A 25,765-nucleotide genomic window follows, 5' to 3' on the forward strand; every position below is an offset into this window, starting at 1 on the left:
CCATTACTTCTCCATCCCCTTTATTATCATCTGTATCAGATCAGCCCTGTCTATCAATTCCTGGCTACCTGTTTCCATGTTTTTCAACATTACCTTATTCTGAGCCAGTTCATCCTGGCCAATGAGGGCGACAAATTTAGCCGGATATTTATTGGCATATTTCATCTGCGCTTTTAAACTGCGGTTATTATAATCCATATCAGCCGCAAGCTTGGCCTGGCGAGCCGCAGTTAATAGCTGAAAAGCCGCCGGCTGCGTCTCCGCTCCTAACGGCGCAACAAAGACATCAATACCCGTATTGGCCGGGGGCAGGAGTTCCTGTTTTTCCAAAGCCAGCAGCACCCGTTCAATCCCGATTGCAAACCCGATCCCTGGCGTCGGCTGACCGCCGCATTCTGCGACCAGGCCGTCATAACGGCCGCCGCCACATACGGCGCTCTGAGCGCCTAAGGGTGCATACTGTATTTCAAAAGCGGTTTTGGTATAATAATCCAGGCCCCGTACTAAACGGGGATTGAGGGCAAACCTGATCCCCGCTGCCGTCAGCAGTTCCTTTAGGCCGGTAAAATGGCGGCTGCAGTCGTCACACAAACAATCCACCATATGGGGCGCGCCCTGCGCCTGGCCGGTGCAGGTTTCATTTTTACAGTCGAGAATACGCATGGGATTCCGTTCATAGCGCGACTGGCAGTCCGGGCACAATTGAGACTGTCTATCCCGGAAAAAATCCTGCAGCTTGTGCCGGTAAACAGGCCGGCACACCGGACAGCCCACGGAATTGACCAGTAGATTCAAATCAGTCAGTCCCAGCCGCTGCAGCAGTTCCACCGCCAAACTGATAACCTCGGCATCAATAGCCGGCCCCTGGGCCCCTATCGCCTCCACGCCAAACTGGTGAAACTGGCGGTAACGCCCGGCCTGGGGCCGGTCATATCTGAACATAGGCCCGATGTAGAACAGCTTAACCGGCTGCGGGCCGGCGTATAGTTTGTTTTCCAGATAAGAACGCACCACGGCGGCGGTATTTTCCGGCCTCAGGGTTATATTGCGTTTACCGCGGTCAGTAAAGGTGTACATTTCTTTTTCAACAATATCCGTAGTTTCACCAATACCTCTTAAAAAAAGTTCTGTATGCTCAAAAATAGGTGTACGGATCTCCTGATAAGCAAAATTTCTGCACACTTCCCGCATTGTATTTTCCACATACTGCCAATAGACGCTGCTGTCAGGCAATATATCCCTTGTTCCCCGCGGTCCGGTCGTTAACATATTAATCCTCCTTACAGTCACTGTACAATCTTGCAAGTAAAGTATTTCTTGTGTTCAGGTACATATCCAGGTTTCTTATATAGGTTGGGACATCCTTGGCATTGTAAGAGCTCTGCAGCCGCCAGGGCGCGGGACTTACCGCCTTGGTGCCGGCAGCAGGGCCAATACCGATTATCGTTTGCCGTTCCTCCATGATTTGAATATTATACAGGCAATCGGTGTTCGGCTTGGCATAACCAACATTTTCCAGATTGCCGGTCATGTATTTTTGCCTGTATAAATAGTAGGGATGCATGCCAAGCCGGGCGATATAATCAGCGGCAATGGCCAGCATGGCCTGCGTCGTTTTCTCATCAGGCAGCTTGTGCCGGGCAAGGACGCCGGCATGCACTGCCTCCATCAATTGGGAGCCTCGTTTCAAGGCTAATGTATGTACGGTAATATTTTCCGGACCGAGCCGGGCAATTTGCTGCATCGTATCTGCCAGATCAGCTGCCGCTTCCCCAGGCAAACCGGCAATTAGATCCATATTGATTACAGGTATTCCTGCCTGCCGGATTTTAGCGAATACATCTATTATATCCTGAACGGTATGCTGCCGTCCAATCTGTTTTAAGGTTTTATCCTGCATTGTCTGCGGATTGATACTAACCCTGTTGACCCCATACTGCCGCAATACAGCAATTTTTTCCTCATTAAGGCTGTCAGGCCGGCCGGCCTCCACAATAAACTCGCTGGTATGCAGGCCGTAAAAACCGTCTTTGACCAAGGCCAGTAAAGCGGCCAAATCGGCGGCCTCCAGGCTGGTGGGGGTGCCGCCGCCTATATAGATGCTTTCTACCGACAAATTGAAGCGTTGCACAAGGTCAATCGTGCTTTGGATATCCCGGGTAATTGCCTGGAGAAACGCAGCCAGAGGAGCCCGCTGTGCAGGCAGCACGAAAGCCGGAAAGGAGCAATACAGGCAACGGGAAGGGCAATAGGGTATACCCACATAAATACTTACATTTTTCAGCCGCCGCCGGTTATCAGGATTACTGATAACCGGGCGCTGATGAATGGCAATGCCTGTTAGCAGCTCAGCCTTGGCCGGCTGAACGGCATAATCCTGTACAAGCCTGGCCGTAACCTCCGGATAGGTAAGGCCCTGATCCAGGTAACGGTGAACCAGCTTTGTCGGGCGCACTCCCCGCAATATACCCCAGGGAACCGGATTATCGCCTGTTAACTCCCGCATTAGCCCAACTACAGCAAGCCGGACCAGTCGTTTGACAAGTCCGGCTGCGTCTTCATTGTCTGTACTCTTGGCAGACCCGGGCAGCAGGGAATCACACCTGGATTTGGTCAAAGCTGCCGGCCCGGCTCCCGGTTTATGGAAATTGACCGTAACAGTAACCTTTATAAGCTGTTCGTCATAACCAACTGAACCTGTGATCAGCATACTGTCTGGGTTCAGTTCAGTTACAGGAACTCCTTCCGGCCATGGCCCGGCCTCGGCAACACCAAACAACTGCAGCGTGTCCCGGACAGCCGTTGCGACATCAATAGTCGTGCCGGCGGCAAAGAAAAAGTCCTTAATCCTCACTTTTTTCGCGGCACTCCTGACAATAGCCATAAAACTTAACCTGGTGATCAACAATGGTAAAATTGCTGTTTTGGGAAATGACTGTTTCCAGGTCTTCCAGCAGGTCACCTTCAAACTCAATGACCTTCCCGCAGGCCAGGCAGATAAGATGGTGGTGATGATGGGGCGTGCTTGTTTCATTAATCTCATACCGGCTGCGCCCATCACCAAAATCCATCTTTTGCAGGATATCAAGATCACTTAACAATTCCAGTGTGCGGTACACAGTTGCCAGACCAATGTCGTTTGACTGTTGACGAACAATATTATGAACGTCTTCAGCACTTAAATGCTTATCCCGATTATCCACAAAAACCTGTAGAATAATCTGGCGCTGCGGTGTCAGCTTATACTCCCGCTCCCTAAATTTCTGACGCAAATTTGACAAATCAATACTCATACACTTCACCCGTCTTTATTTTACTTCGTCAATATACCAGAGGTGTCTAAGGATTACTTTAAGCAGCGCAGCAACCGGAACAGCCAGAATCATCCCGGCGATTCCGTAGAGCTGACCGCCAATCAACAAGCTTATTATTACCATTATGGGGTGCAAATCAATGGTGTGGCCCATAATATTGGGAACAATGATATGATTCTCAACCTGATGGAGGATAATATAAAAAGCTGCCACTTTAACCGCCAGTAACGGTGATGCCAGATAAGCCAGCAGTATGGCGGGAATAGCGCCTATGATCGGTCCGATAATGGGAATCGTCTCCGTTAAGGCTGCCAACAGCCCCAACACAATGGGATAATCGACCTTTAAAAAGTACATGCCGACAAAAACCAGGAACCCCATTAAGCCGCTGATCAGAATCTGCCCCCGGATATAATTGCTTACAACAGCGGCCAGTTCGTCAATGACATTAGTGAGCCGAACCTGCGCCGACCGGGGAAAAAGGGTAATAACCGCCGTTTTCAGGGAGCGCCAGTCTTTCAAAAAATAGTAAGCCAGTACCGGCACAACCACAAGCTCAATCACTTGCGTGGCAAAAGAAAATACGGCGTTAATGCCATTGCGCACCAGAGAAATGCCATAAGCAGCCGAACCGCTCATGCCATCCTCAATCAGCAGGCGGATGTTATCAGGTATCTGCACTGTTTTAGCCTGTTCTGCCAGCAGCAGTGTCAGGCTTTTAATTTTGGTCGCAAGCCTGGGCAAGTCGACTACGAATTTATTGAATTCACTAACAACCGGCAGCAAAACAGAGGTGGTCAGCAGCAGCAGCAGCAGCGCTGCCAGTGTAAAAACCAGCAATATAGCAAGGCTGCGGGGTATATGGTATTGGTGCCTGCCGATGGCGGCCGCGGCCAGACTATCAACAAACGGGTTCAGGACAAAGGCCGCAATAACAGCAATTATGAGCGGCAGATAAATAACAGTTACCTGACTGAGCACATACATGCCGGCGATAAAAATAATTATTTTTATCCAAACTGCAGGTGATTTCATCATAGCGGCCGCTTACTGAATAAAAGCATTATGATTGCGTTCCCAGCCAATGCTGGTCCTGGGACCATGGCCGGGCAGAACCTCAACCTCATCAGCCAGGCCCAGCAGGTTTTCTTTAATGCTTGTAATTAATTGACTATAGGACCCGCCGGGAAAATCAGTCCGGCCAATGGATTCGGCAAACAGCGTATCGCCGGCAATCAGGACTTTGTCTGCCAGCAGGCAAATACCGCCGGCCGTATGCCCGGGCGTGTGCAATACCGTCAACTCAATATTTCCGATAGTAATCGTATCCTTGTGGCTGAGCAGCCGGTCCGCGGGCCGGCAGACAATACCGGCGCCAATAAACGTTGACAGATTGCTCCGGGCATCAGTCAACATGCCGGCATCGGCCTGATGAATGAGAATTTTTGCGCCGGTGGCCTGTTGAACCGCGTTATTGGCGGCAATATGATCGGCATGTCCGTGCGTATTAATAATATATTCAACAGTCAGGCCGGCTTGATTAATTTCAGCCATAATCGTGTCGGCGTTACCGCCGGGATCAACTACCCCCGCCTTTAAGGTTTGTTCACAATAGATGATATAGCAATTCGTGCCAAGGTGGCCTACTTGCAGTTCAATAATCTTCAAATGAATCCACTCCCTGTCAAAACAAACGTTTACTATCCAGCAGTATTGTTACCGGCCCATGGTTGGTTAGGCGCACAATCATTTCCGCCTGAAACTGCCCGCAGGCTACAGCCACCCCGCGGGCGCGGGACAACTCTGCAAACAATTCATACAACCCGGTTGCCATCTGCGGCGGGGCCGCCGTATCGAAACTTGGCCGGCGGCCTTTACGGCAGTCGCCGTACAGGGTAAACTGAGAAACGACCAGTAATTCCCCGCCGATGTCTTGTAGCGATAAATTCATTTTTCCCACATCATCAGGAAAAATGCGCAAATTTACAATTTTTTCCGCAAGATAGCGGGCATCTTGTTCCGTATCGTCATGACTGATGCCGAGAAAAACGGTCAGGCCGGTCTTAATCGCCGCTATTTCCTGTCCGGCCACCGTTACACTTGCAGCATCGGTAAGCTGCACAACCGCCCGCATCAGGCTCCCCCCAAAGGCTGGGTCATCCGGTATACGCTGAACACATCCTGAACCCTGCGTATTTTATTCATAATATGCTCCAGCTGGCTGAGATTGGCAATATCAATATCCATATTAATAACGGCAGTTTTATTCTTATGGACTTTAGCATTGAGCGAGCTTACCGTAATCTTGGCATCTGCTGCCACCATCATAATATCTGACAGCAGGTTCGGCCGGTCCGAACCCGTGATTTCAATAGATACCTTGTACAGTGTATCGCCGGGAATATCCCAGTTAACATCAATCATACGCTCGTACTCCTCGGGATTATTCAAAATATTAGGGCAGTCGTCGCGGTGGACAGACACGCCCCGTCCCCGTGTAATATAGCCGACGATCACATCGCCGGGAAGCGGGTTGCAACAGCGGGCCAGCCTGACCATAAGCCCCGATTCGCCCTTTACTAATATGCCATGACTGGCTTTGCTCTTGGGCCGTTTCGGCTTCAGCTCCGCCAGCATCGCCGACACATCGGGCGGAGTAGTGCTTTTTAATTCTTTTTTGTGAGCCTCAATGAGCTTGGACATAACGCCATGGAGGGTTACCCCACCATACCCCAGGCCTTCAAACAGGTCATCTTCACTGGTAATGTTTAATTTTTTCGCGACCTCGCTTAAGCGGTCGCCTTTCACCAGATCGCGCCATTCATAGCCGAGCTTTTTACTCTCCCGTTCAATCATTTCCCGGCCTTTGGCAATATTCTCTTCCCGCTTTTCCTTCTTAAACCATTGTCTGATCTTATTGCGTGTTTCCGATGAACCAATTACATTCAGCCAGTCCCGGCTGGGCCCGTTATTATGCTTGGAAGTAATAATCTCAACAATGTCACCGTTATTCAGCTTATACTCAAGCGGTACAATCTTGCCGTTGACTTTGGCTCCGACACAACGATGACCTACATCGGTGTGAATCCGGTAAGCAAAATCAATGGGCACCGAACCGGCAGGCAAATCAATCACATCGCCCCGGGGGGTAAATACAAACACTTCATCGGCAAAAACATCCATTTTTACCGATTCAATAAATTCGCGCGGGTCTCTTAAATCCCGGTGCCATTCTAACAGCTGCCTGAGCCAGGATAGCTTCTGATCAGTATCTTTATGCGCGCCTTTACCGCCCTCTTTATAGCGCCAGTGAGCGGCAATCCCATACTCGGAAATACGGTGCATCTCCAATGTGCGGATCTGAATCTCCAGCGGCTGGCCGGACTGGCCGACAACGGTTGTATGCAAGGACTGATAGCCATTGGACTTCGGCATGGCTATATAATCTTTAAACCGGCCGGGCAGCGGTTTCCACAGGGTATGAACAACGCCTAAGGCGCCATAGCAGTCTTTTACAGAATCCACGACAATACGGATGGCGGATAAATCATAGATCTCACTGACATCCTGCTTGTGGCTTTTCTTCATTTTTTTATAAATACTATAAAAATGTTTGGGCCGGCCCTGGATCTCCGCCGTAATCCCCACTGCGTTCAGCCGCTCTGACATCAGCGCGATTGCTTCCGTGACAATTCGTTCCCGTTCCTTACGCTTTTGCTTGACCTGCTCAACAAGCCGATAGTACTTGTCGGGTTCTAAAAACCGGAACGATAAATCCTCCAGCTCCCACTTGATATTGGACATCCCCAGACGGTGGGCCAGCGGTCCGAAAATTTCCAGGGTTTCCCGGGATATCTCCTGCTGCTTGTGGGGCGCCATATATTTAAGCGTTCTCATATTATGTAATCTATCTGCAAGTTTAATCAAAACCACCCGGATATCCTTAGCCATAGCCAAAAACATTTTCCGGTAATTTTCCAGCTGTTGTTCCTCTTTGGATTTATACTCTATCCGGCTTAGTTTAGTCACGCCATCCACAAGCATGGCAACCTCTTTGCCAAATTCTTTTTCCAGCTTTTCCAGGGTGACATCCGTATCTTCCACCACATCATGCAGCAAGCTGGCACTAATGGTAACCGCATCAATCTGCAGATCGGCCAGTATATTGGCAACCCCCAGCGGATGACAGATATATTCTTCACCGGAGACTCTGAGTTGACCGGCATGAGAATGATAAGCCAGCTGGTAGGCTTTCTCAACCATCTGTAACGGGGCATCAGGATGATTGGCTTTAATTTTAGCAATTATATCTTCAATATTTGGTTTCTTTTTATCTTGCGCACCACTGCCCATGCCTCACCTCATACCCTGTTGCTCCAAAATGTATATCTTATTCTATGATTAACTGATTAATATTGAACCAGCGAATGAATAACGTAATCCTCCAGCTTTTTCCGGCCGTTTAAAAAACATAATTCAATTAAAAACGCCAGTCCGATAACTTTTCCGCCTAATTCTTCAATCATCTTAACTGTCGCCAGGGTAGTACCGCCGGTTGCCAGCAGATCATCGGCGATTAAAACCCGGCTGTCCGGTTGAATGGCGTCTTTATGGATCTCAAGCGCGTCTTTGCCGTATTCCAGGGAATAGGTCTGACTGATTATTTCTCCCGGCAGTTTCCCCGGTTTGCGGATCGGTACAAACCCGGCCCCCAGTACATAAGCCAGCGGCGCACCGATGGCAAAGCCCCGTGCTTCTGGACCAACCACCACATCAATCTGTTGATCCCGGTAGGGGTCTGCCAGCCGGTCAATCGCAACCCGAAACGCTTTTCCATCCTTAAGTAGTGTGGTAATATCTTTAAATTGAACTCCTTGTTGCGGGAAATCAGGTATATTTCTAATTTTTTCCCGTAGATCCATCGCTGATCCTCCTCAAACTAAATATGCTGGGCTAAATACTCCTGGCGTATTCTTTGACTTTCACGAAACGCCGCTGAGTCGGTCAGCTCCAGTTTTTTTGCCGGTGCCGGCTCGACAATCAGCTCGGGCGTGCGTCCGCTCCGCACTTTAAGTGAAAGCAGGCCTAATTCTGAAAGCACGGTTATTGCCATCGCAACAACGTGTTCCGGTATTGCCCAGTTATAATTTTTTAAAACAGCCTCCGCAAGATCAGCGGCAGATAACAGGGAGTGACCCATTTTATTGCATTCTTTAACAGTTAAGTACACATATTTAATGCAGTCCCGGTCAGGCGCCAGCTTATTCAGCAGTTCTTTAGCGGCGCCTCCATTCGCCGGCCGCACATCATGGGCTGTTAATTGCAGCTTTTTTTGTCCCTGCCATTCATTATATTTAGGCACAAAAACTAAATCTATATTATGGTTACAGCCAAGGCTGTCGGCTAATTCGCCCAGGTTCCAGGCGATAACGTCATTGACGCTGTCCTGCTTCAGCTTCAGCTTTAAGTGGCGGCCCTGCTGCCCCACAAGCCTTTTCTCCCCCAGGGGAATATTGCGGCAGGCGAATACCGGGCTGGGGTTGCCAAAGCCGTACGGCTCCAGGCAGGTTAATTGCTCCATAAAAGCCGCCGTTATTTCTGCAAGCGGCACACAGGAGTCAATTTTGAGGACAGGAATATAATCGGCTGCTGACAGACTGGCCGTGGCAACAGCAGTCAGCCGTTCACGCAGGCCCGTAATATTTTCAGCCGGAATCGTCAGTCCTGCCGCCTGCCGGTGCCCGCCAAACTGGGTCAGCAAATCGGAACACTGGGTCAAGGCCTCATACATATCAAAGGCCGGGATGCTGCGGCACGAGCCTTTGCCGTAACCCTCGCGCAGGCTGATCATGACCACCGGTTTATAATATCTTTCTACCAAGCGCGAGGCCACAATGCCGATGACGCCCGAGTGCCATTCCTCACCGGCCAGGACCAGCACTTTCGCCTGCTCTATATCCATTGTGGCCAGTTGTTCTTCCGCCTTGGCCAAAATGGTCTTTTCAATTGCCTGCCGGGCAGCATTCTCCTCATCCAGGAGGCTGGCCAGCTCGCAGGCCTTGGCCGGATCATCGGTAATCAGAAGCTCCACCCCGGCTGCAGCCTGACTGACACGGCCTGCGGCATTGAGCCGCGGCGCAATAACAAACCCCACACTCCCGCTGTCAACAGGCTTGCCTGCTAATCCGCAGACCGAGAGCAACGCCGTAATGCCCGTGTTTTCAGTAGCTGCCAGCTGCCTTAAGCCAATTTTTACCAAAACCCGGTTCTCGCCCGTCAGGGGGACAATATCAGCAATGGTACCAATGGCCACAATATCAAGGTAATCATAAAACTTGCTGTCCAGTCCGTTGCAGCCTTGCCATAATGCCTGACATAGCTTGAAGGCAACACCAACGCCGGCTAAATTCTTTTCCGGGTAGCTGCAAGCCGGCTGTTTGGGGTTAATGATAGCCGTCGCGGCCGGCAGTTCGACCGGCGGTTGGTGATGATCGGTTATTACTATATCGAGTCTGCCTGCTACCGCGTTCACCTCTTTTACGGCACTAACCCCGCAGTCAACGGTAATAACAAGTTTTGTGCCGGTGCCTATGAGCTGCAGTAAAGCCGCATCATTCAGGCCGTAACCTTCATTTTGCCGGTCCGGGATATAGTACGCAACATCCGCACCCAGGCGGATCAATGTTTTATATACGATCGCGCAGGCGGTAATGCCATCGACATCATAATCGCCGTAAACGGTAATCTTTTCCCGCTGCTCAATGGCTTGCATAATTCGCGTAACCGCAGTGTGCATATCTTTTAAAAGATAGGGATCGGTGATGCCCTCGGTCCCGGCCTGTAAAAACTCCGTGGCGGCGGTTTCATCGGTAACGCCGCGGTTGATTAACGCTTGCGCAATAAACGCTGATATATTCAGTTTCCGGCTGAGCTCACTTGCAAGTTCAGGTTTAACCGGAAGCAGCCTCCATGCTTTTCTAAGCCTTGCCATAAGATAAGTAAAGCCCTCCGTAATCGTATATAATTGTAGTATACCAGGCAATATTTTGCAACTTTACCGGTAAAATCACTCACTGTTTGCCTGATTTTGCGTCTGGCCGGGGGCCTGGCTGGCCCGCAGTTCAGCATTTTCAGCTGTCAGCAGCTGTTGGGACTGCTGGGTTTTTTTCAGCGTGCGTCTGAGCCTGAACTGTACAAGCATCGACAGGGACAAAATCGTCAATGCCCCAAACATAGCTGAACCCAGAATAATAATAACCAACGAGGTCTGAAAACTCCAGGCCAAAAAACTTACCGTAACCGGCAGTGAATTTTGTACAGCAAATATGGCCACAAGCAACGCAAAAATAAAGGCAAATAATAAATTCCACATGTTCATCACACCCATAAAATTGTTTATATGGTAATATTCTCGGAAAAACCGCAATAATCCTCTACAATCGAGCCCACCGTCAAATAAAAAAGTAAAAACAGGCATATGCCTGTAATTGTCACTAAAATTACCTCAGAATATATAAATTAATCAAAGCAATCATAACCACCCCGCACATGAATCTAAGCGCCGCCACTCCTGCCAGCCGGTAGAGCACACGCACGACATGATTACTGCGGGGTAGCAGTGTTTTGCCGGCAACGAGCTCCCAGACCGTCAGTCCCAGCAGCGGGCCGAGTAAAGCATCGCTTGCCAGCATACCGGCAATGTGGGTAACGGCGCTGTTAACGCTAAATACCCGGGAAACCGGCAGATCCCGCGTTAAATACAGGCGCAGGGCCCTGCCGCCCAGCTCTGCTGCTGCTGTCAATACCAGCAACAGACCGGCAATCTGGGGCGTGAAAGTCAGAAAGCCGGTAGCGGCGCCATACAAGCCTGCCCCCAGCAGGATAATCAGTGTACCGGGCAGACGAACTGAAACAGTACATAACAGGCCTGCCAGCATAATAAATATTACGATAAACTTAACCGCTAACAATGCTGTACCCCGTTTCGCAAATAGAATACCCTTATTGTGACTTGTTACCTTCCTGTTTATGTAAAACATACGCAATAAAACAAATAAATGCAATCATAACCAGCCCGGAACCGCTCATAAACCGGAGCATCAAATCCAGGCTGACAAAGCTGCCGCCCCAGATCAGCAGCCCGGCTGCTGCCAGTGCCGGCCACAGCTTTAATTTGGTTAATACGCTAAGCTGTTTGGCGTTGACGAGCATGGCCGGCACCATCGTATTTATAAAAATACACAATAACACAGTATTAAAGCCAATTGCCAGCCAGGGGACAAAAATCTGACCGGCAACCGCCGGCAGCGGCATAAGGGCACCGGTGTCGCCGACCAAGGCCATATGGGCCAGCAGCAGTGTAAACAGGCCTTCAAAAAATTTCGCCAGGACGGCAAGGTAGACGCCGGTATAGTCCTGCGGCGCAAAATAAGCCCCGGTTTCGACTACCAGCGCCGAGCGCATGCCGCAGGCGTTATAACCGATAAGTGCCAATACCAGCGGCCAGCTGATGTGCTCCATTGATAGGATGTGTTCAAAGGAGGTTAGCCGGATACTGTCCAGCAGCAGTACCAGCATAATGCCTGTTGCCGGAATAAATAAGAGCGCTAAATAATTAGAAAGCCGCAGCACCTCCCGGCCATAGCCGGCTGCCAGCAGGGAGCAGCCGGCTATGCATAGAGGAACAGCCGCCAGGTAGGGCAAGCCGGTCAGGCTCGCCAGTAAATGACCGGCGAAATACCCGCCTGTTAAGGCGCTGGCAGGCAGTGACACGGCTAATACAACAAGTGCCAATACCCGTTTGCCCTGTAGGCCTAACAACCGTTTAACCACGGCTGTCAATTCCCGGCCGCTTTTTACCCCGATCCAGGCCGATACGCCGGCCACCACCGAGCCAAATACCATATAAGCAAAAAATACAGTGGCGTAAATCCCATTGCCCAGCAATGCGGCCATTGCCGGCACAACCGCAATATTGTCACCGGCGATATGCACGATTGCCAGCGACAAAGCCGGTAGTATAACCCCCATATAATCTCCCCCTGCCTTGCTTATATGATATTGCAGAGGAGCGGTAATGGTGCAAAAAAAGCCTGAGGCATCTTCTGCCTCAGGCTTTGTCCTGATAAAATTTACTTGACGCCTTTTGTTTTCAGCTCCAGCCGGCGCCGGTCGGCGTACAGCTTCCATTCAACCCAGATCTGGCTGGCGTTGAATATCGAAGAATAAGTGCCGCAGGCAAAGCCGATCAACAGGGCCAGCGAGAAATTCTTCGTGGTTTCGCCGCCAAACAGATACAGCGCCCCGGTCGCAAACAGTACAGTGACCGAAGTGTATATGGAGCGGGTCATTGTCTGCCAGATACTGCGGTTGACAAGCTCTTCGAGACTGTCGCTTTTCTTAAAGCTGCGCAGGTTTTCTCGGATGCGGTCGAAAATAACGATGGTGTCATTAATGGAATAGCCGACAATTGTCAGCAGCGCCGCCACAAAAGACGCATCAATTTCGATGTGCAGCAGCGAGAAAATACCCAGTACAATAAATACATCGTGAACCAGGGCCGCAATCCCGGCAACAGCAAACTTAAATTCAAAACGGTAGCTTATATAAACAATCATCAGCGCCCAGGAAATAATCAGGGCAATCACTGCCTGCTGAGTAAGCTCTGAACCGATTACGGCCCCTACTTTTTCAACCCGCAGCACCTCAAAGGCCCCGATTTTGCTTTCCAAACCGCTAAGTACCTGCCGGCGCTCATCTTCACTAAGCACATGGGAGCGAACAAATACATTCGGCGACTGCTCTTCCGAACCGGTCAGCGCCAGTTGAATGGTACTTCCTTCCAATTGATAGTCCTTAAGCACCTCCCGGACCTCGGCTACGGAGACCGGGCGGGTAAACTTCAGGTCAAGCAGCGTGCCGCCGGTAAAATCAATACCGAGGTTAAACCCTTGCATCGCGATGGAAATTATGCCGGGGATCAGGATGATAAAAGAGATCAGAAACCACCATCTGCGTTTGCTAACAATATCGAAATTCATATCTTCTCTCCCCCCTACGCCCCGAAAAACTTGCCGTTTTTGATTACATTGGCATGGATAAGAATTCTTAGGATAAACCGGGTCGCCGTAACGGCCGTAAACATACTCAAAGCAATCCCTATCCCTAAGGTAACGGCAAAGCCCTTAATCGGGCCGGTCCCCAGGAAAAACAGGACGACCGCGGCAATTACTGTCGTTACATTGGAATCCACAATGGTGGCAAAAGCCCGGCTAAAGCCGGCATCCATGGCCGCCCGCAGCGTTTTGCCGTTGCGGTATTCCTCCTTAAAGCGTTCGAATATCAGCACATTGGCATCAACGGCCATGCCCATTGACAGGATGATCCCGGCGATGCCCGGCAGCGTCAGCGTTGCGTTAAGCATCTTTAGCGACACTAATAACAGCAGCACATATAAAACCAGGGCTATATTAGCGACAAAACCGGAAACCCGGTAAAAAATCAGCATAAAGATAACAATAGAAACAATGCCGATCACAAAGGCCTGCATGCTTTTGACCTTCGAGTCCTCGCCCAGGCTCGGACCAACAGTCCTTGTTTCCAGTATATCCACCTTAACCGGCAACGCGCCTGAACGGAGCAGGATTGCCAGCCGTTCCGCCTCTTCAATGCTGCGGTTACCGGAAATAACAGCCTTGCCATTGGGAATTGCTTCCTGCACAACCGGATTTGTCAGAACCTGCTTGTCCAGTAAAATGGCAATATGCTTACCCACATTTTTGGCAGTCAGGTCGGCAAATTTTTTGGCACCCTCATCGGTAAATTCGATCGCTACCAGCTTTTGGCCGCCTTGATCAATCTGGGCTTTAGCGTCCTTCAGGTCCTTACCGGTCATAACAACGGCGCCGCTTTCATCCTGAAACTCCATCAAGGCTGTCCTGCCAAGCATTTCAATGGCTTTCTCCGGGTCTTTCACACCCGGCAGTTCGACAATAATTCGGCGGTCCCCCTGCCGCTGGACAATAGGCTCGGTCAGCCCCAGTTCATTAATCCGGCGTTCAATGATATGAACAACCCGCTGGATGGCATCATCATTAACGACAGCCTCGGGGGTATCCGAAGCCTCCAGGACAACATGGGTGCCGCCCTGCAGGTCAAGCCCCTGTTTAATTGACAGGGCCAGTGGTTTCATATAAAACCCGGCAACGGCGAGGATTGCCAGAACGATAACCAAAAATTTACTAAAATTCCCCCACCTCAAAGCTAGTTCCCCCAATCTTACTTGTGTTCTTATCGACTGCAGCGCTTCAGCTACAGCAAATCATAATTATTAATGACAAGTTTAAACCGGCAGGCTAAAAACTCGGCCGCCCGTCTGCACATAACCATCCGCTGTAAGAAAATCTCAAAATATTCCATGACCGGACAGATTTCCGTGTCAATATCAACATACAGCGTTACTGTGCGGGACGTTTTATCAACAAGCAGCTTGCTGCTTTCGGCTGCATAGTTAACCCTGTCGTGAATCTCAAATTTAGCAAAGTCGCGATTGGTTACCCGCGCCCGGTGAACATCCGATTTATCAGCCAGGATCAGCGCGGCGGCAACATGATTGACGGCATTGCCCCGTTCTTCCTCATGATTGCCGATCGCTGAAATGACTAAGGCAATCTCCTCCGGCGGCATCCCCAGGCGGCTAAGGATGGAATAAGACATGATGGCGCCGGAGCCACCGTGATTATACCGGTTAATCATATTGGCAATATCATGTAGATAGCCGGCAATAGCGGCGAGTTCGCACTCCCGCACCGGATAGTCCAGCTCCTGCAATACCTTATAGGCTAACGCCGAAACAATGCCGGCATGTCTGAGACCATGTTCCGTAAAACCGAGGCTGCCGAGATATTGGGTACTGCGGGTAAGATAAACGTTTACTTCATGGTCTGCTTTTAACTGGGCAACAGTGAGGGGTTGCTCAATAATTGCTGCTGACATTGTCTTATTCCTCCGTTTATCAAAAAATCAGCTTTTGCCTGTCCCGAATATCTCGTAGCCATATTGAATTCATGGCAGTACCAGGGCAAATGCCGTTAATTACATTTTGCCTTCCCTGCACGTAAATATGCCATCTTCAGTAAGTAAATAATTGACTGGCCGGTCATGTTCGTCAGTCGGCACCGTTGCTAAAATTTGCGCCGCCCAGGCCGCGCCGATCAGCTCGGCTTTATTCGCTTTAAGCAAAAAGCGGTCATAATAGCCGGCGCCCATCCCCAACCGGCGTCCTGCTTTGTCATAGGCCACGCCGGGGACAATGACAAGGTCGAGCTCGCCTGGTTCCAGCAGCTTCAAGGTGGCCGGATTAGGTGTCAGGAGATTAAACTGACCTACCACCAGATCATCCAGGTTCGCGATAATGGCCGCGTCCATCAACCCCCTGGTCTCGCGCATATGCGGCACACACACTGTTTTGCCGGCCGCCAGGGCGTGTGTGATCACCTGCTCCAGATGGGGCTCATCGGGCATTGCCAAATATAGCATAATATTTTTCGCAGCTTTGTATACCGGCCAGTTACAAAGATGTTCAGCAAAACGTTTGCTGCCGGCGGCTACCTCCTCCCGGGTCAGGCCCCGCCTAACGGCTAAAATACTTTTGCGCAATTCCAGTTTGGCATTTTTATTTACTTCCACGCTGCTTTCCCTCCCCTTAAGAAAAGACTTGGTTTATACCAAGTCCTTAAGTGAAAAATCTTAGTGCCGGCAATTGTTATTAGGATTTAGGCTGATTTTGATGGTGGCTGACGGCAGTACGGGACACATCAACTTCAACTTTATCGGCAATTTTAATTGTTACAGTTTTGTCATCCAGTGCGGTAATCGTACCGTAGAGTCCGCCGATTGTCACAATACGCTCGCCTTTTTTCAGATTGCTTAGCAACTCCTGGCGGCGCTGCTGTTCTTTCTTTTGTGGACGGTACAACAAAAAATAGAAAATAACGCCCATTAAAACAATCGGCCATGAAGCCTGAATGGCTTGCATAGTTTCGGGTGAAAACGATGGCATTAACAAATCACCTCCTGTTACTTACTAGGAAGTATATTCCACACAATTGTGATAAATCCTTTATTATTTACGATAATGAGACCAAAACTCTTCCCGGAATGCTAAAAAGCGATCTTCCAGAATGGCCTTGCGCATTTCCCGCATGAAATTAAGCAGAAAATGCAGGTTATGCGTGGTCGTCAGGCGCAGGCCGAAAATCTCTTCCGTTTTCAATAAATGCCGCACATAAGCCCGGGAAAAATTCCGGCATGTATAACAGCCGCACTCCGGATCAAGCGGCTGGAAATCGCGGGCAAATTCAGCGTTTTTCACAACCAGCCGGCCGCGGCTGGTCATGACCGTGCCATTGCGCGCCACCCGGGTCGGAAACACACAGTCAAACATATCAATACCGTACATAACCCCCTCCACCAGGCAATCGGGCGTGCCTACCCCCATCAGATAGCGGGGCTTATTTTCCGGCAGCAGGGGAACCGTATGGTCCAGCATTTCATACATCAGCGGCTTGGGCTCGCCGACACTGAGGCCGCCGATCGCATAGCCGGGAAAATCCAGGGCAACGAGGTCTGTGGCGCTCAGCGACCGGAGATCCTTGTACATTCCGCCCTGCACAATGCCAAACAGGGCCTGGTCCTTGCGGGTATGGGCCTGGCGGCAGCGTTCAGCCCAGCGCGTGGTACGCTCCGTCGACTGGCGGGCATAATTATGGTCGGCCGGATAGGGAACACACTCGTCAAAGGCCATGATGATATCGGCGCCGAGCGCCATTTGCACCTCAACCGCTTTTTCCGGTGAGAGAAAGTGCTTGGAACCGTCAATATGCGAGCGGAAGGTCACGCCGTCCTCTGTTATCTTGCGCAGCGGCCCCAGGCTGAATACCTGAAAACCGCCGCTGTCGGTGAGGATGCCGCGGTCCCACTGCATAAACTTGTGCAGTCCCCCGGCTTCGGCAACCAGGTCATGGCCTGGGCGCAAATATAAATGATACGTATTGCTTAGAATTATACCTGCCCCCATCGCCTTAAGCTCAGCCGGCGACATCGCTTTCACCGTGGCCTGGGTGCCGACAGGCATAAAAATAGGCGTATCAAACACGCCATGCGGCGTATAAAGCCGGCCGGCCCTGGCCCCCGTTTGCGGGCAGCGCCTGATTAATTCATAGGTAATAGCCATAGACAGTACCTCCAACAAAAGAAATCAAATAATAAAGTAGACTTAGCTGCTCTTTACTCGCCGCTTGCAGAAGCGGGAGTATTAGAGCAGGTTAGTCAGCGGATAAACATAGCGTCACCAAAGCTGAAAAAACGGTACCGTTTGTCGACAGCCTGCCGGTACGCGTTAAAAATATTCTCCCGCCCGGCCAGGGCGCTGATCAGCATCAGCAGGGTCGATTGGGGGAGGTGAAAATTGGTGATCAGCGCTTTAACAATCTTAAATTCATAACCGGGGTAAATAAATATCTCGGTCCAGCCGCTGCCAGACTGCAGCCGGCCGCTCACCCCCGCCGTCTCCAGCGTCCGGACGGCGGTGGTGCCAACGGCAATTACCCTGTTGCCGGCCGCCAGGGTCTTATTCACAACCAGCGCCGTTGCGGCCGGTATCGAATAATACTCTTTGTGCATTACATGCTTGGTAATATCCTCCACCGCTACCGGCCGGAACGTCCCCAGCCCCACATGGAGGGTAACAAAAGCCAGGTTGACCCCCACAGCCCGGATTTTTTCCATCAGGTCCCGGGTGAAGTGAAGCCCGGCGGTCGGGGCAGCAGCCGATCCCCTCTCCCGGGCATAGACAGTCTGATAACGCTCTTTATCTGTCAGCCGGGCTTTAATATACGGCGGCAAAGGCGTCTCCCCCAGCACGTCAAGGATTTCTTCAAAAATTCCCTCATACGCAAATCTGACAATACGGCCGCCAAAATCAGTAGTCGACACCACTTGACACCGTAAAGCCGCGCCAAATTCAATGATTGTTCCCGGTTTGGCCCGCTTGCCGGGTTTGACCAGCACTTCCCACTCGTCTTTTGTTGTCCGGTTTAATAAAAAAACCTCGACTTTACCCCCGGTTTCGGGCTTAACCCCCAGCAGCCTGGCGGGAATTACCCGGGTATCATTAAAAACCAGGGTATCCCCTGGTTGTAAAAAATGCGGCAGATCAAAAAAAATTTTATGTTCAATCACCCCTGTCTTCCTGTCCAGCAGCAGCAGCCGGGAGTGGTCGCGCGGCTCCACCGGGTGTTGGGCAATTAATTCCTCCGGTAAATGGTAATCAAAATCTGAAACCAGCATATAACTCCTTTATTAGTACATTATCTGTTTAAAACCGCTGGAATAGATTGCGCAGATTTCCGCAATGCAAGGCGGAGGAACCGCGCATTGCGACTATATGTAAGGAGGCGACAACGATGCAGTGCGGAAAAAGATGCACAATCTATCACTGGTTTTGCGGGCGATGAAGTACTAGATCCTACAAATAGGCTTTTTTAATTTGTACACCTTGGTAGTAGTGTTGCAATATATCCTTAAAATATTCCCTATTGCCAGGCGGGGCCTGTTCCGCCATCGCTTTGGCCCCCCATTGGGATAAGCCAAGCCCATGGCCCCAGCCGGAGCCGGTAATCACAACCGCCTCAGCAGGACTGCCGTTTAATGTGCGGATATTAGGATCAACCGGGCCTGCCTGCTGTTTTTTTTGGCGGGACGACGCTCTTTTTTTCTTGGCGCCGTCAGCAGCCGGCAGCAAGGCTTTGGTTCCCGCAGCCGGTAGATGAATATCAAATAACGTACTTTTCAGTTCCAGCATACTTCTCAACTGCGTTCCCGCTATTTCCACACTGCCGTTGCTGCCCTGCAGCCGGACCGTTTTTACCCGCCCGGATATGCCCCGGTCAGCGTCGGCAACCGGCGGCTTGGCAAGCGGGGACAGTTCGATGGCCTGTAAGCTGCCAATGTTGTAACCGGCCTTACTGATTGCCTGATTAAGCTCAGCCGCAGTCAGCCGCTTCTCCCAGGTAAAGTTAGGGCAGTTCTGATCGTAATCCACCACCCCCCGCAAATAAGGCAACGGTGTGGACCAGACATTCTCGCTGTTTTCGGTATACCCCCCGGAACTGCTGTGAAAATAAGCGGTGATTAATTTGCCGCTGTGCTTCAATACCAGACCGCGGGTCGCATCCACCGCCGCCAGCGCCCGGGGAGCTTCGCTTTCCCGGCCCCCGTATACCTGGCAGTCAGTTGTCGAGCATACATCAAATCCATCCGCTTTGTGTTTATCATAACTGGCCAAGGCATAAGTGCGGGCCGCGACAGCCTGCGCCTTCACCGCCTCCAGCGGCCATTCGGGCGAAATCTCATTCTTAATAACCCCGTACAAATATTGTTCTACAGGCAGCGTATTGACCACCGTCAACCCCGTTTTGCCTGCTGTGCGGTGAATACTGAGGTCGCCCCGGTAGCGGCGGTTATTGACCTGTGCCAGCTGCTCAACCGCCTGTAAAGTCTCATTTTTCCGGACAACAACCCTGAAGCCCTTGGCCGCGGCCGTTGCCCCGTTAACGCTAAGGGTCTTCTCCTGGGCGGCAATAGTGACCTTATCCCCGGCGCGGAAGGTAAACAATACTTTGCCGGTGGCTGGATCGGTCAGGTCAAAATCTGCCCCGGCCGAAACCTGGACACTGGGCTGATTGATTAAAATTCCCACCCGCAGGCTTGGCTCAAAAAACGCTACATCCGCCTCGGGTCCGGTAGCATCGGCGTGAGAATAACCGGCTAAAGGCGTCAATAAAAAAACAACAAACATCATCCATTTTAACATAAATTTTGGCACCCGCATACCTCCACCGCTATTTTCTTATTATCAGATTCAGGATGATTGTCACAATAATACTTAAAAGAATAGAGGTTACCAGGGGAAAGTGAAAGCTGAAATTGCCGCGCTCAATCTGTATATCGCCCGGCAGCCGGCCCAGACTCAAAAATTTGCCGCCAAAATGAAATAGCAGGCCGGCAACAAGCAGCACAGCCCCTGTCACCATCAGCAGTTTGCCGAACGAATCAAATCCTCCGGGCATCAGTTGTTCCTCCTGCCTGGTTTGTAATACCGGTCTCTTTCGCTCAACACACAACCACAGTAGGGCTGGCGGTACATTTCAAGCTCCCGGCTTATTCTTACGCCTTCCTGCCAGCCGGGGCGAAAATCGTGATAACAGAACTCAATCCCCTCCGCCCTGGCGGCGCTTTCGCCGGCTGCTTTTATTACTTCGTGCTGTTGGTAAGGGCTGACTAACAGCGTCGTGCTGAAACAGTCAAAACCGTGCAGCCTGGCATACCGGGCAGTCTGCAGCAGCCTGAGGTCGTAACAGGACCGGCAGCGGCCGGCCGGAGCCGTCAGCGCCTGCAGCAGGAATTCTTCCAGTGTATAACTCTCATCAATAACCAGATTAGCGAGGCCGATTTGGCCGGCAAAATTTTTGAGTGTGTCCAGACGCCGGACAAACTCTTTGTAGGGATGAATATTAGGGTTGTAAAAATAACCGGTTATCTGGCTGGCCGGGTATTTTTCCTGCAAATATTTTAAAGGAAATACGGAACAGGGTCCGCAACAAACATGCAGCAGCATGCGCATAACCTTTCGTCACCTACCACAATTTTTCCTGGGAATCATTTTTCTCATCATAGGCAAGATTGAGATGCGCGTAGGCGGCCGGCGTGGCGATCCGTCCCCGCGGCGTCCTGGCAATAAAGCCCATTTGCAGCAAAAACGGCTCATAGACATCTTCAATCGTCTCCGTTTCTTCACTGATGGCCGCCGCCAGGGTATCCAGTCCAACCGGCCCGCCCTTAAATTTTTTAATAATAGCGGCCAGCATGTTCCGGTCGGTTTTGTCCAGGCCGCGCTTATCTATTTCTAAAAGCTCCAGCGCTTTATCGGCCAGGGCATCGGTGATGATGCCATTACTGGTTACCTGGGCGAAGTCCCGCACCCGTTTCAGGAGACGGTTGGCAATCCGGGGTGTGCCCCGGGAACGCCTGGCAATCTCCTGCGCTCCCCGCGGCTCAATGTCTACCTTAAGAATCTCAGCGGCTCTGTTGACTATACATACTAAATGCTCGGCTTCATAATATTCCAGCCGGCAGATTACACCAAACCGGTCACGCAGCGGTGCCGCCAGAGCGCCGGCTTTGGTCGTCGCCCCGATTAGCGTAAATTTGGGTAAATCCAGACGAATGGAGCGGGCCGACGGGCCTTTGCCAATAATAATATCAAGGGCATAATCCTCCATTGCCGAATACAAAACCTCTTCTACCGCCCGGGACAGGCGGTGGATCTCGTCAATAAACAGTACATCCTTCTCGCCCAGATTAGTTAACAGGGAAGCCAGATCACCAGGGCGTTCAATCGCAGGGCCTGATGTAATCCGGAAATTAACGCCAAGCTCGTTGGCGACGATGCCGGCCAGGGTAGTTTTCCCCAAACCAGGCGGCCCGTACAGCAAAACATGGTCAAGGGCTTCGCCTCTGGCCAGTGCGGCCTGAACAAATATCGAGAGATTGTTTTTTACCTGATCCTGACCAATATATTCGACTAGGCGCCGTGGCCGCAGGCTGTACTGCCATGAGTCAACCTCCAGCTCACCCGGCTCCATAACACGTTCTTCCACCAGCTTGATACCTCCCAGCTACCTCCGGCCAAATTCTTTTAATGTAAGCCTGAGCAAATGCTCCAGCGACAACTCTGCCTGGGTGCTTTTTTCCCGTTCATACACTCTTTTTATAACCGGTATTGTTTCGGCCTGGTTGTAGCCCAGGGCAGCCAGTGCCTGGACAGTTTCCTGCAGGATATCCCCCTGCAGGCCCGGTTCCGGGGTGGGTTGCCCGGGAGAACCGGCAGTAAATTCAGCGTCAATGCCTATTTTATCTTTCAATTCCAGGATCATCCGCTCGGCCGTCTTTTTACCGATACCAGGCAATTTTGTCAGTAGGACCGTATTATTGCCACTAATGGCAGCCCGGAAATTAGGCGGTGTAATTGCTGATAAAACACCGGCCGCTACCTTGGGTCCGATTCCGGATACTGAAATCAGGTGCAGGAATAGCTCATATTCTTCCTGCGTGTAAAAGCCATGTAAGGTTAGCGCATCCTCCCGCACATTCAAATAAGTAAATAAGGTCGCCGGCTGACCGGTTACCAGTTTTTGCCTGGTTGAATGGGGAATAAACAGCCTGTAGCCGATCCCCTGGACATCAACAAAACAATAATCGGCAAATAAATGAGTAACTATGCCTTTAACATAACCTATCATTTGTTACCCTCATCCTGTTTATATTCCCGCAGTGTATCGTGCAGATGGCCACCGCCAGCGCATCGGCGGCATCATCCGGATGCGGTTTGCCAGGTAAACTCAGCAACCTTTGCGTCATATAGATTACTTGTTCCTTAGTGGCTTTCCCATAACCGGTAACAGCCTGCTTTACCTGCAAAGGCGTGTATTCGGCCAGTTTCAGGGCATTTTGCGCTGCCGCCAGGAGGATGACCCCCCGCGCCTGGCCCACTGCCATGACTGTCCGTACATTCTTATTCACAAATAATTGCTCAACACCCATAATATCCGGTTTATATTGCTTAATCAGCAGATCGATCTCCCGGTGAACTTTCTTTAGCCGCATCGCACCCTCCATGTCCGGTGTCGTTTCAACAACCCCATAGGTAAGCGCTCTTATCCTGCTGCCTTGTGCCTCGACCAACCCGTAACCACAGATCGCTGTGCCGGGATCGATTCCTAATGCTATCATTTGCTGCCCCCTTTTTTCTCCGTTATATTCGACAGCTTTTGGCCATTATCCTGTTAAAAAAAAGCAAAAAGAGAGGTTTCCCTCTCTTTAACGTGCCTGCATTCCCTCCAAAGTTCTTAATAACTCCTCTTTGGACTGGACTACCAGGCCCTGCCGTAATTCCTCAACATCCTGCGGCATGAGCGCCGTAATCGGTATTTTAGTTACTTCTTTAACAATGGCTTTAGGCCCGGGTACGCCATAGAAAACCGTTACTTTGTCCTCCTTGATGCCAATAAACATATTATTGGCATGTTCGCGGCACAGGCTGTCCACTTTCAGCGACATTTCAACCTCTTTGGTATCAAACTTGTCAATGGACCAGCCATTATAAATTTTCTGCACCTGACTGAAATTAAGACCCACTAAATTGTCAGGCGGCTTTGTTTTAAAAATTTCCTGTTCATTGCACTTTGTATAGGTTATTTTTTGTACTATATCTGTATTTGCTGAAATTTTAATTTTTCCATCCTGTTTTACAACTTCACTCTCTTGGGGCGGCACCAGCAGGCTGCCGCCATCATTTAGCTGGAACACGTAATACCCGATGCCAGACAATAATAATATTAGGCCGCCAATTACAACCGACCGGAGATATACCGGTTTGCTAAACCCTTTGACAGAACGCAGCGCGGAAATTTTCGCCAGTAATTTTTTAATCGACATGTAGACAACACTCCTTTCTTTAGTGTTGCCAGTATTTTTACCAAATTATACAAATATTATACCTGCCGGCCAATTAAACCTGAAAATAATAAAGCAGGCTGCCGCCTGCTCATTAAGCTTCCATATCTTCAGGAATATCAAAATTGGTATATACTTCCTGAATATCATCATGATCTTCAAGGGCGTCCAGCAGCTTCACCATCTTTACCGCCTCATCACCGGCCAGGCTGGTTGTCGTTTCCGGCACCATGGTAACACGGGCAACCACTGTTTTTATATTACTTTCTTCCAACGCGGCCTGCACCTTTTCAAAATCATCAGGAGCCGTCGTGATTTCGAACTGACCGTCAACCGCCTCAAAATCCTCGGCCCCTGCATCCAGCGCCAGAAGCATCAGCTCTTCTTCCTTAAGCCCGTCCTGTTCAACAACAAATACCCCTTTTTGTTTAAACATCCAGGAAACGCACCCGGACTCACCGAGATTACCGCCAAATTTTGCAAACAGATGCCTTACATCGGCCGCCGTCCGGTTACGGTTGTCAGTCATGGCCTCAACCATGATGGCAACCCCGCCGGGGCCATAGCCTTCATAGCCTATTTCTTCATAATTGCTGCCTTCCAGAGCCCCGGCCCCTTTTTGAATAGCCCGCTGAATATTTTCTTTCGGAATATTGTTTTCTTTAGCCTTTTGCAGCGCCAGCTTTAAGCGCATGTTGCCTGTGGGGTCAGAGCCGCCCATTCTTACCGCAATCGTAATTTCACGGCCAATCTTGGTGGTAATCTTGCCGCGAACGGCATCCATTTTGCCTTTTTTGTGTTTTATATTAGCCCATTTTGAATGTCCCGACATTGTAATACTCCTCTCAGACTATGTGAATCGCCAATATTGTAACATAATAGTCAGGTATTGGCAAAGCTCATTTTTAAAATCCATTCGCTGACTGCCACTGATAAAAGCACATGCTGCAGCATGTGCTTTTATCAGGTCCTGCTGTTGTCAAGCTTTTCCTCAGTTCACTGATTTGGCATTAGCATTATTATTGCCGCCCATGCCGCCATTTAACAGGTCACCCTGCAGGGGGAACGGAAACTGAACATATGTATTGGGAACCTCCCCGACAACAACATATTCGGCGATAGGCACCTGGGTATTAATGCTTACACTTTCACTGACCAGCGGCACTACGATACGGACCTGGGTAGTGGCAACAAGATAAACCATATGCCGGGTCTGGTTGATGCCGGCTTGTTCAAACTTATCAATTACTTTGACCTGGACCGTACCGACGGGAATGATGGTAACCGTGATTCTAGGACCCCAGCTAGCCAGCATCTGGCTGCCAAACACTTGACCGATCGGTATGCGAATCTTTTCTTCCTTTACCGCTCTCAGCGCCTCCTGGACTTTTATCGTCGTATCGGCCGCCAGTCTGTTAAATTCCATGGTATTCGGCTGAATCAGCACTACCCGGCCATGTTCATCCAGGGTAACATTTACGAGCGTCTTGGGGTCAATCGTCAGACTGACTTCCTTATTAATTACATTATTAATGGCGTAGGTTGCAATAAAGGTGGCTCTTGCTTCGGCAATTGCCATAAGTGTTGGCTTTAAGTGGGTGTCAATCTGCCAGAAAAAGAGCACCAATACAGTTCCCAAGAGGATAATAGCTAGTGGCAAGAGTGGTATTGTACGCTTTCGCCGCACGGAAAACCGCATGTCTCTCCCTCCTCTAAACCACTATACTTCGTTCATTAATTATATATATGGCCAAAGCCGGTTATTGGTTACTCATATATTACAAATCATGATAATAAAATCACCGGGAATACTATGAATAGCCATTACCAAATACTCATTATTGCCCTTACAATAACAATACGGGGAGGCGATTCAC

At 50.3% G+C, this 25,765-nt stretch carries 28 protein-coding genes; all 28 read right to left on the minus strand.

The genetic code is table 11. From position 1 onward, the window contains the following. Positions 1-3: 3 nt before the first annotated feature. The 28 genes from hisS to yunB all read right to left on the minus strand — a co-directional run bounded on the left by hisS (position 4) and on the right by yunB (position 25,587). The gene (gene hisS / locus ACZ481_RS13145; protein WP_464765837.1) at positions 4-1,269 is read right to left on the minus strand and encodes a histidine--tRNA ligase; all 1,266 of its coding nucleotides are present in this window, start codon (positions 1,267-1,269) and stop codon (positions 4-6) included. 1 nt (position 1,270) lies between these two features. Continuing rightward, positions 1,271-2,854 (minus strand): coproporphyrinogen dehydrogenase HemZ, encoded by a 1,584-nt coding sequence (hemZ, locus tag ACZ481_RS13150; protein ID WP_464765838.1) that lies wholly within the window; start codon positions 2,852-2,854, stop codon positions 1,271-1,273. Further along, positions 2,844-3,293, minus strand: coding sequence for a Fur family transcriptional regulator (locus ACZ481_RS13155; RefSeq protein WP_464765839.1), 450 nt, complete (start codon positions 3,291-3,293; stop codon positions 2,844-2,846). The genes hemZ and ACZ481_RS13155 overlap by 11 nt, the downstream gene beginning before the upstream one ends. Before the next feature lie 15 nt (positions 3,294-3,308). Then, positions 3,309-4,352: an AI-2E family transporter gene (locus ACZ481_RS13160; protein ID WP_464765840.1), complete on the minus strand. Its 1,044-nt coding sequence runs from the start codon at positions 4,350-4,352 to the stop codon at positions 3,309-3,311. Between the two features lie 9 nt (positions 4,353-4,361). Then, positions 4,362-4,982 (minus strand): MBL fold metallo-hydrolase, encoded by a 621-nt coding sequence (locus ACZ481_RS13165; RefSeq protein ID WP_464765841.1) that lies wholly within the window; start codon positions 4,980-4,982, stop codon positions 4,362-4,364. 16 nt (positions 4,983-4,998) lie between these two features. Then, positions 4,999-5,448 carry a D-aminoacyl-tRNA deacylase gene (dtd, locus tag ACZ481_RS13170; RefSeq protein WP_464765842.1) on the minus strand — a complete coding sequence of 150 codons (450 nt, stop codon included), beginning with the start codon at positions 5,446-5,448 and terminating at the stop codon, positions 4,999-5,001. Further along, entirely contained in the window at positions 5,448-7,667 is a 2,220-nt protein-coding gene (locus ACZ481_RS13175) for a RelA/SpoT family protein (RefSeq protein ID WP_464765843.1), read from the minus strand. The genes dtd and ACZ481_RS13175 overlap by 1 nt, the downstream gene beginning before the upstream one ends. A 56-nt stretch (positions 7,668-7,723) precedes the next feature. Further along, a complete protein-coding gene (locus tag ACZ481_RS13180; RefSeq protein ID WP_464765844.1) occupies positions 7,724-8,236 on the minus strand; it encodes an adenine phosphoribosyltransferase in 513 nt (170 codons plus the stop codon). Between the two features lie 17 nt (positions 8,237-8,253). Beyond that, on the minus strand, positions 8,254-10,305 hold the full coding sequence (gene recJ / locus ACZ481_RS13185; protein WP_464765845.1) for a single-stranded-DNA-specific exonuclease RecJ: 2,052 nt from the start codon (positions 10,303-10,305) through the stop codon (positions 8,254-8,256). Positions 10,306-10,380: 75 nt separating this feature from the next. Continuing rightward, positions 10,381-10,686: a LapA family protein gene (locus tag ACZ481_RS13190; RefSeq protein ID WP_464765846.1), complete on the minus strand. Its 306-nt coding sequence runs from the start codon at positions 10,684-10,686 to the stop codon at positions 10,381-10,383. A 127-nt stretch (positions 10,687-10,813) separates the two neighbouring features. Next, positions 10,814-11,284 (minus strand): DUF456 family protein, encoded by a 471-nt coding sequence (locus ACZ481_RS13195; RefSeq protein ID WP_464765847.1) that lies wholly within the window; start codon positions 11,282-11,284, stop codon positions 10,814-10,816. 31 nt (positions 11,285-11,315) lie between these two features. Continuing rightward, positions 11,316-12,344: a hypothetical protein gene (locus ACZ481_RS13200; protein ID WP_464765848.1), complete on the minus strand. Its 1,029-nt coding sequence runs from the start codon at positions 12,342-12,344 to the stop codon at positions 11,316-11,318. Positions 12,345-12,445: 101 nt separating this feature from the next. Further along, entirely contained in the window at positions 12,446-13,354 is a 909-nt protein-coding gene (secF, locus tag ACZ481_RS13205; protein WP_464765849.1) for a protein translocase subunit SecF, read from the minus strand. Positions 13,355-13,368: 14 nt separating this feature from the next. Beyond that, on the minus strand, positions 13,369-14,574 hold the full coding sequence (secD, locus tag ACZ481_RS13210) for a protein translocase subunit SecD (protein ID WP_464765850.1): 1,206 nt from the start codon (positions 14,572-14,574) through the stop codon (positions 13,369-13,371). A gap of 50 nt (positions 14,575-14,624) precedes the next feature. Continuing rightward, positions 14,625-15,308: a phosphohydrolase gene (locus ACZ481_RS13215; protein WP_464765851.1), complete on the minus strand. Its 684-nt coding sequence runs from the start codon at positions 15,306-15,308 to the stop codon at positions 14,625-14,627. 99 nt (positions 15,309-15,407) lie between these two features. After that, complete coding sequence (locus ACZ481_RS13220) at positions 15,408-16,001, minus strand: 5-formyltetrahydrofolate cyclo-ligase (RefSeq protein WP_464765852.1); 594 nt, start codon at positions 15,999-16,001, stop codon at positions 15,408-15,410. 79 nt (positions 16,002-16,080) lie between these two features. Continuing rightward, positions 16,081-16,374: a preprotein translocase subunit YajC gene (yajC, locus tag ACZ481_RS13225; RefSeq protein ID WP_464770628.1), complete on the minus strand. Its 294-nt coding sequence runs from the start codon at positions 16,372-16,374 to the stop codon at positions 16,081-16,083. A 63-nt stretch (positions 16,375-16,437) separates the two neighbouring features. Further along, positions 16,438-17,547, minus strand: coding sequence for a tRNA guanosine(34) transglycosylase Tgt (gene tgt / locus ACZ481_RS13230; RefSeq protein ID WP_464765853.1), 1,110 nt, complete (start codon positions 17,545-17,547; stop codon positions 16,438-16,440). A gap of 95 nt (positions 17,548-17,642) precedes the next feature. Beyond that, complete coding sequence (gene queA, locus ACZ481_RS13235) at positions 17,643-18,662, minus strand: tRNA preQ1(34) S-adenosylmethionine ribosyltransferase-isomerase QueA (RefSeq protein WP_464765854.1); 1,020 nt, start codon at positions 18,660-18,662, stop codon at positions 17,643-17,645. Between the two features lie 178 nt (positions 18,663-18,840). Next, the gene (locus ACZ481_RS13240; protein WP_464765855.1) at positions 18,841-20,199 is read right to left on the minus strand and encodes a SpoIID/LytB domain-containing protein; all 1,359 of its coding nucleotides are present in this window, start codon (positions 20,197-20,199) and stop codon (positions 18,841-18,843) included. A gap of 16 nt (positions 20,200-20,215) precedes the next feature. Beyond that, positions 20,216-20,443: a DUF2905 domain-containing protein gene (locus ACZ481_RS13245; protein WP_464765856.1), complete on the minus strand. Its 228-nt coding sequence runs from the start codon at positions 20,441-20,443 to the stop codon at positions 20,216-20,218. Continuing rightward, positions 20,443-20,997, minus strand: a complete 555-nt coding sequence (locus ACZ481_RS13250) for an epoxyqueuosine reductase QueH (protein ID WP_464765857.1) — start codon at positions 20,995-20,997, stop codon at positions 20,443-20,445. Before ACZ481_RS13250 ends, ACZ481_RS13245 begins: the two co-directional genes overlap by 1 nt. Before the next feature lie 13 nt (positions 20,998-21,010). Further along, positions 21,011-22,018, minus strand: a complete 1,008-nt coding sequence (gene ruvB / locus ACZ481_RS13255) for a Holliday junction branch migration DNA helicase RuvB (RefSeq protein WP_464770629.1) — start codon at positions 22,016-22,018, stop codon at positions 21,011-21,013. A gap of 33 nt (positions 22,019-22,051) precedes the next feature. Further along, on the minus strand, positions 22,052-22,675 hold the full coding sequence (gene ruvA, locus ACZ481_RS13260) for a Holliday junction branch migration protein RuvA (protein ID WP_464765858.1): 624 nt from the start codon (positions 22,673-22,675) through the stop codon (positions 22,052-22,054). Next, complete coding sequence (gene ruvC / locus ACZ481_RS13265) at positions 22,659-23,165, minus strand: crossover junction endodeoxyribonuclease RuvC (protein ID WP_464765859.1); 507 nt, start codon at positions 23,163-23,165, stop codon at positions 22,659-22,661. Before ruvC ends, ruvA begins: the two co-directional genes overlap by 17 nt. An 87-nt stretch (positions 23,166-23,252) precedes the next feature. Next, positions 23,253-23,870 carry a BofC C-terminal domain-containing protein gene (locus ACZ481_RS13270; protein ID WP_464765860.1) on the minus strand — a complete coding sequence of 206 codons (618 nt, stop codon included), beginning with the start codon at positions 23,868-23,870 and terminating at the stop codon, positions 23,253-23,255. 112 nt (positions 23,871-23,982) lie between these two features. Then, entirely contained in the window at positions 23,983-24,720 is a 738-nt protein-coding gene (locus tag ACZ481_RS13275; RefSeq protein ID WP_464765861.1) for a YebC/PmpR family DNA-binding transcriptional regulator, read from the minus strand. A gap of 159 nt (positions 24,721-24,879) precedes the next feature. Further along, positions 24,880-25,587, minus strand: a complete 708-nt coding sequence (gene yunB, locus ACZ481_RS13280) for a sporulation protein YunB (protein WP_464765862.1) — start codon at positions 25,585-25,587, stop codon at positions 24,880-24,882. Positions 25,588-25,765: the final 178 nt, after the last annotated feature.

It is taken from the genome of Sporomusa intestinalis (assembly GCF_055383785.1).

What these genes read in the sequence shown, in the direction of transcription:
- hisS (WP_464765837.1), bottom strand. Translation starts at nt 1,269, where the DNA reads ATGTTAACGACCGGACCGCGGGGAACAAGGGATATATTGCCTGACAGC.
- ACZ481_RS13155 (WP_464765839.1), bottom strand. Translation starts at nt 3,293, where the DNA reads ATGAGTATTGATTTGTCAAATTTGCGTCAGAAATTTAGGGAGCGGGAG.
- ACZ481_RS13160 (WP_464765840.1), bottom strand. Translation starts at nt 4,352, where the DNA reads ATGATGAAATCACCTGCAGTTTGGATAAAAATAATTATTTTTATCGCC.
- dtd (WP_464765842.1), bottom strand. Translation starts at nt 5,448, where the DNA reads ATGCGGGCGGTTGTGCAGCTTACCGATGCTGCAAGTGTAACGGTGGCC.
- ACZ481_RS13175 (WP_464765843.1), bottom strand. Translation starts at nt 7,667, where the DNA reads ATGGGCAGTGGTGCGCAAGATAAAAAGAAACCAAATATTGAAGATATA.
- ACZ481_RS13180 (WP_464765844.1), bottom strand. Translation starts at nt 8,236, where the DNA reads ATGGATCTACGGGAAAAAATTAGAAATATACCTGATTTCCCGCAACAA.
- recJ (WP_464765845.1), bottom strand. Translation starts at nt 10,305, where the DNA reads ATGGCAAGGCTTAGAAAAGCATGGAGGCTGCTTCCGGTTAAACCTGAA.
- ACZ481_RS13190 (WP_464765846.1), bottom strand. Translation starts at nt 10,686, where the DNA reads ATGTGGAATTTATTATTTGCCTTTATTTTTGCGTTGCTTGTGGCCATA.
- ACZ481_RS13200 (WP_464765848.1), bottom strand. Translation starts at nt 12,344, where the DNA reads ATGGGGGTTATACTACCGGCTTTGTCGCTGGCAATCGTGCATATCGCC.
- secF (WP_464765849.1), bottom strand. Translation starts at nt 13,354, where the DNA reads ATGAATTTCGATATTGTTAGCAAACGCAGATGGTGGTTTCTGATCTCT.
- ACZ481_RS13215 (WP_464765851.1), bottom strand. Translation starts at nt 15,308, where the DNA reads ATGTCAGCAGCAATTATTGAGCAACCCCTCACTGTTGCCCAGTTAAAA.
- yajC (WP_464770628.1), bottom strand. Translation starts at nt 16,374, where the DNA reads ATGCCATCGTTTTCACCCGAAACTATGCAAGCCATTCAGGCTTCATGG.
- tgt (WP_464765853.1), bottom strand. Translation starts at nt 17,547, where the DNA reads ATGGCTATTACCTATGAATTAATCAGGCGCTGCCCGCAAACGGGGGCC.
- queA (WP_464765854.1), bottom strand. Translation starts at nt 18,662, where the DNA reads ATGCTGGTTTCAGATTTTGATTACCATTTACCGGAGGAATTAATTGCC.
- ACZ481_RS13245 (WP_464765856.1), bottom strand. Translation starts at nt 20,443, where the DNA reads ATGCCCGGAGGATTTGATTCGTTCGGCAAACTGCTGATGGTGACAGGG.
- ACZ481_RS13250 (WP_464765857.1), bottom strand. Translation starts at nt 20,997, where the DNA reads ATGCGCATGCTGCTGCATGTTTGTTGCGGACCCTGTTCCGTATTTCCT.
- ruvB (WP_464770629.1), bottom strand. Translation starts at nt 22,018, where the DNA reads ATGGAGCCGGGTGAGCTGGAGGTTGACTCATGGCAGTACAGCCTGCGG.
- ruvA (WP_464765858.1), bottom strand. Translation starts at nt 22,675, where the DNA reads ATGATAGGTTATGTTAAAGGCATAGTTACTCATTTATTTGCCGATTAT.
- ruvC (WP_464765859.1), bottom strand. Translation starts at nt 23,165, where the DNA reads ATGATAGCATTAGGAATCGATCCCGGCACAGCGATCTGTGGTTACGGG.
- ACZ481_RS13270 (WP_464765860.1), bottom strand. Translation starts at nt 23,870, where the DNA reads ATGTCGATTAAAAAATTACTGGCGAAAATTTCCGCGCTGCGTTCTGTC.
- ACZ481_RS13275 (WP_464765861.1), bottom strand. Translation starts at nt 24,720, where the DNA reads ATGTCGGGACATTCAAAATGGGCTAATATAAAACACAAAAAAGGCAAA.
- yunB (WP_464765862.1), bottom strand. Translation starts at nt 25,587, where the DNA reads ATGCGGTTTTCCGTGCGGCGAAAGCGTACAATACCACTCTTGCCACTA.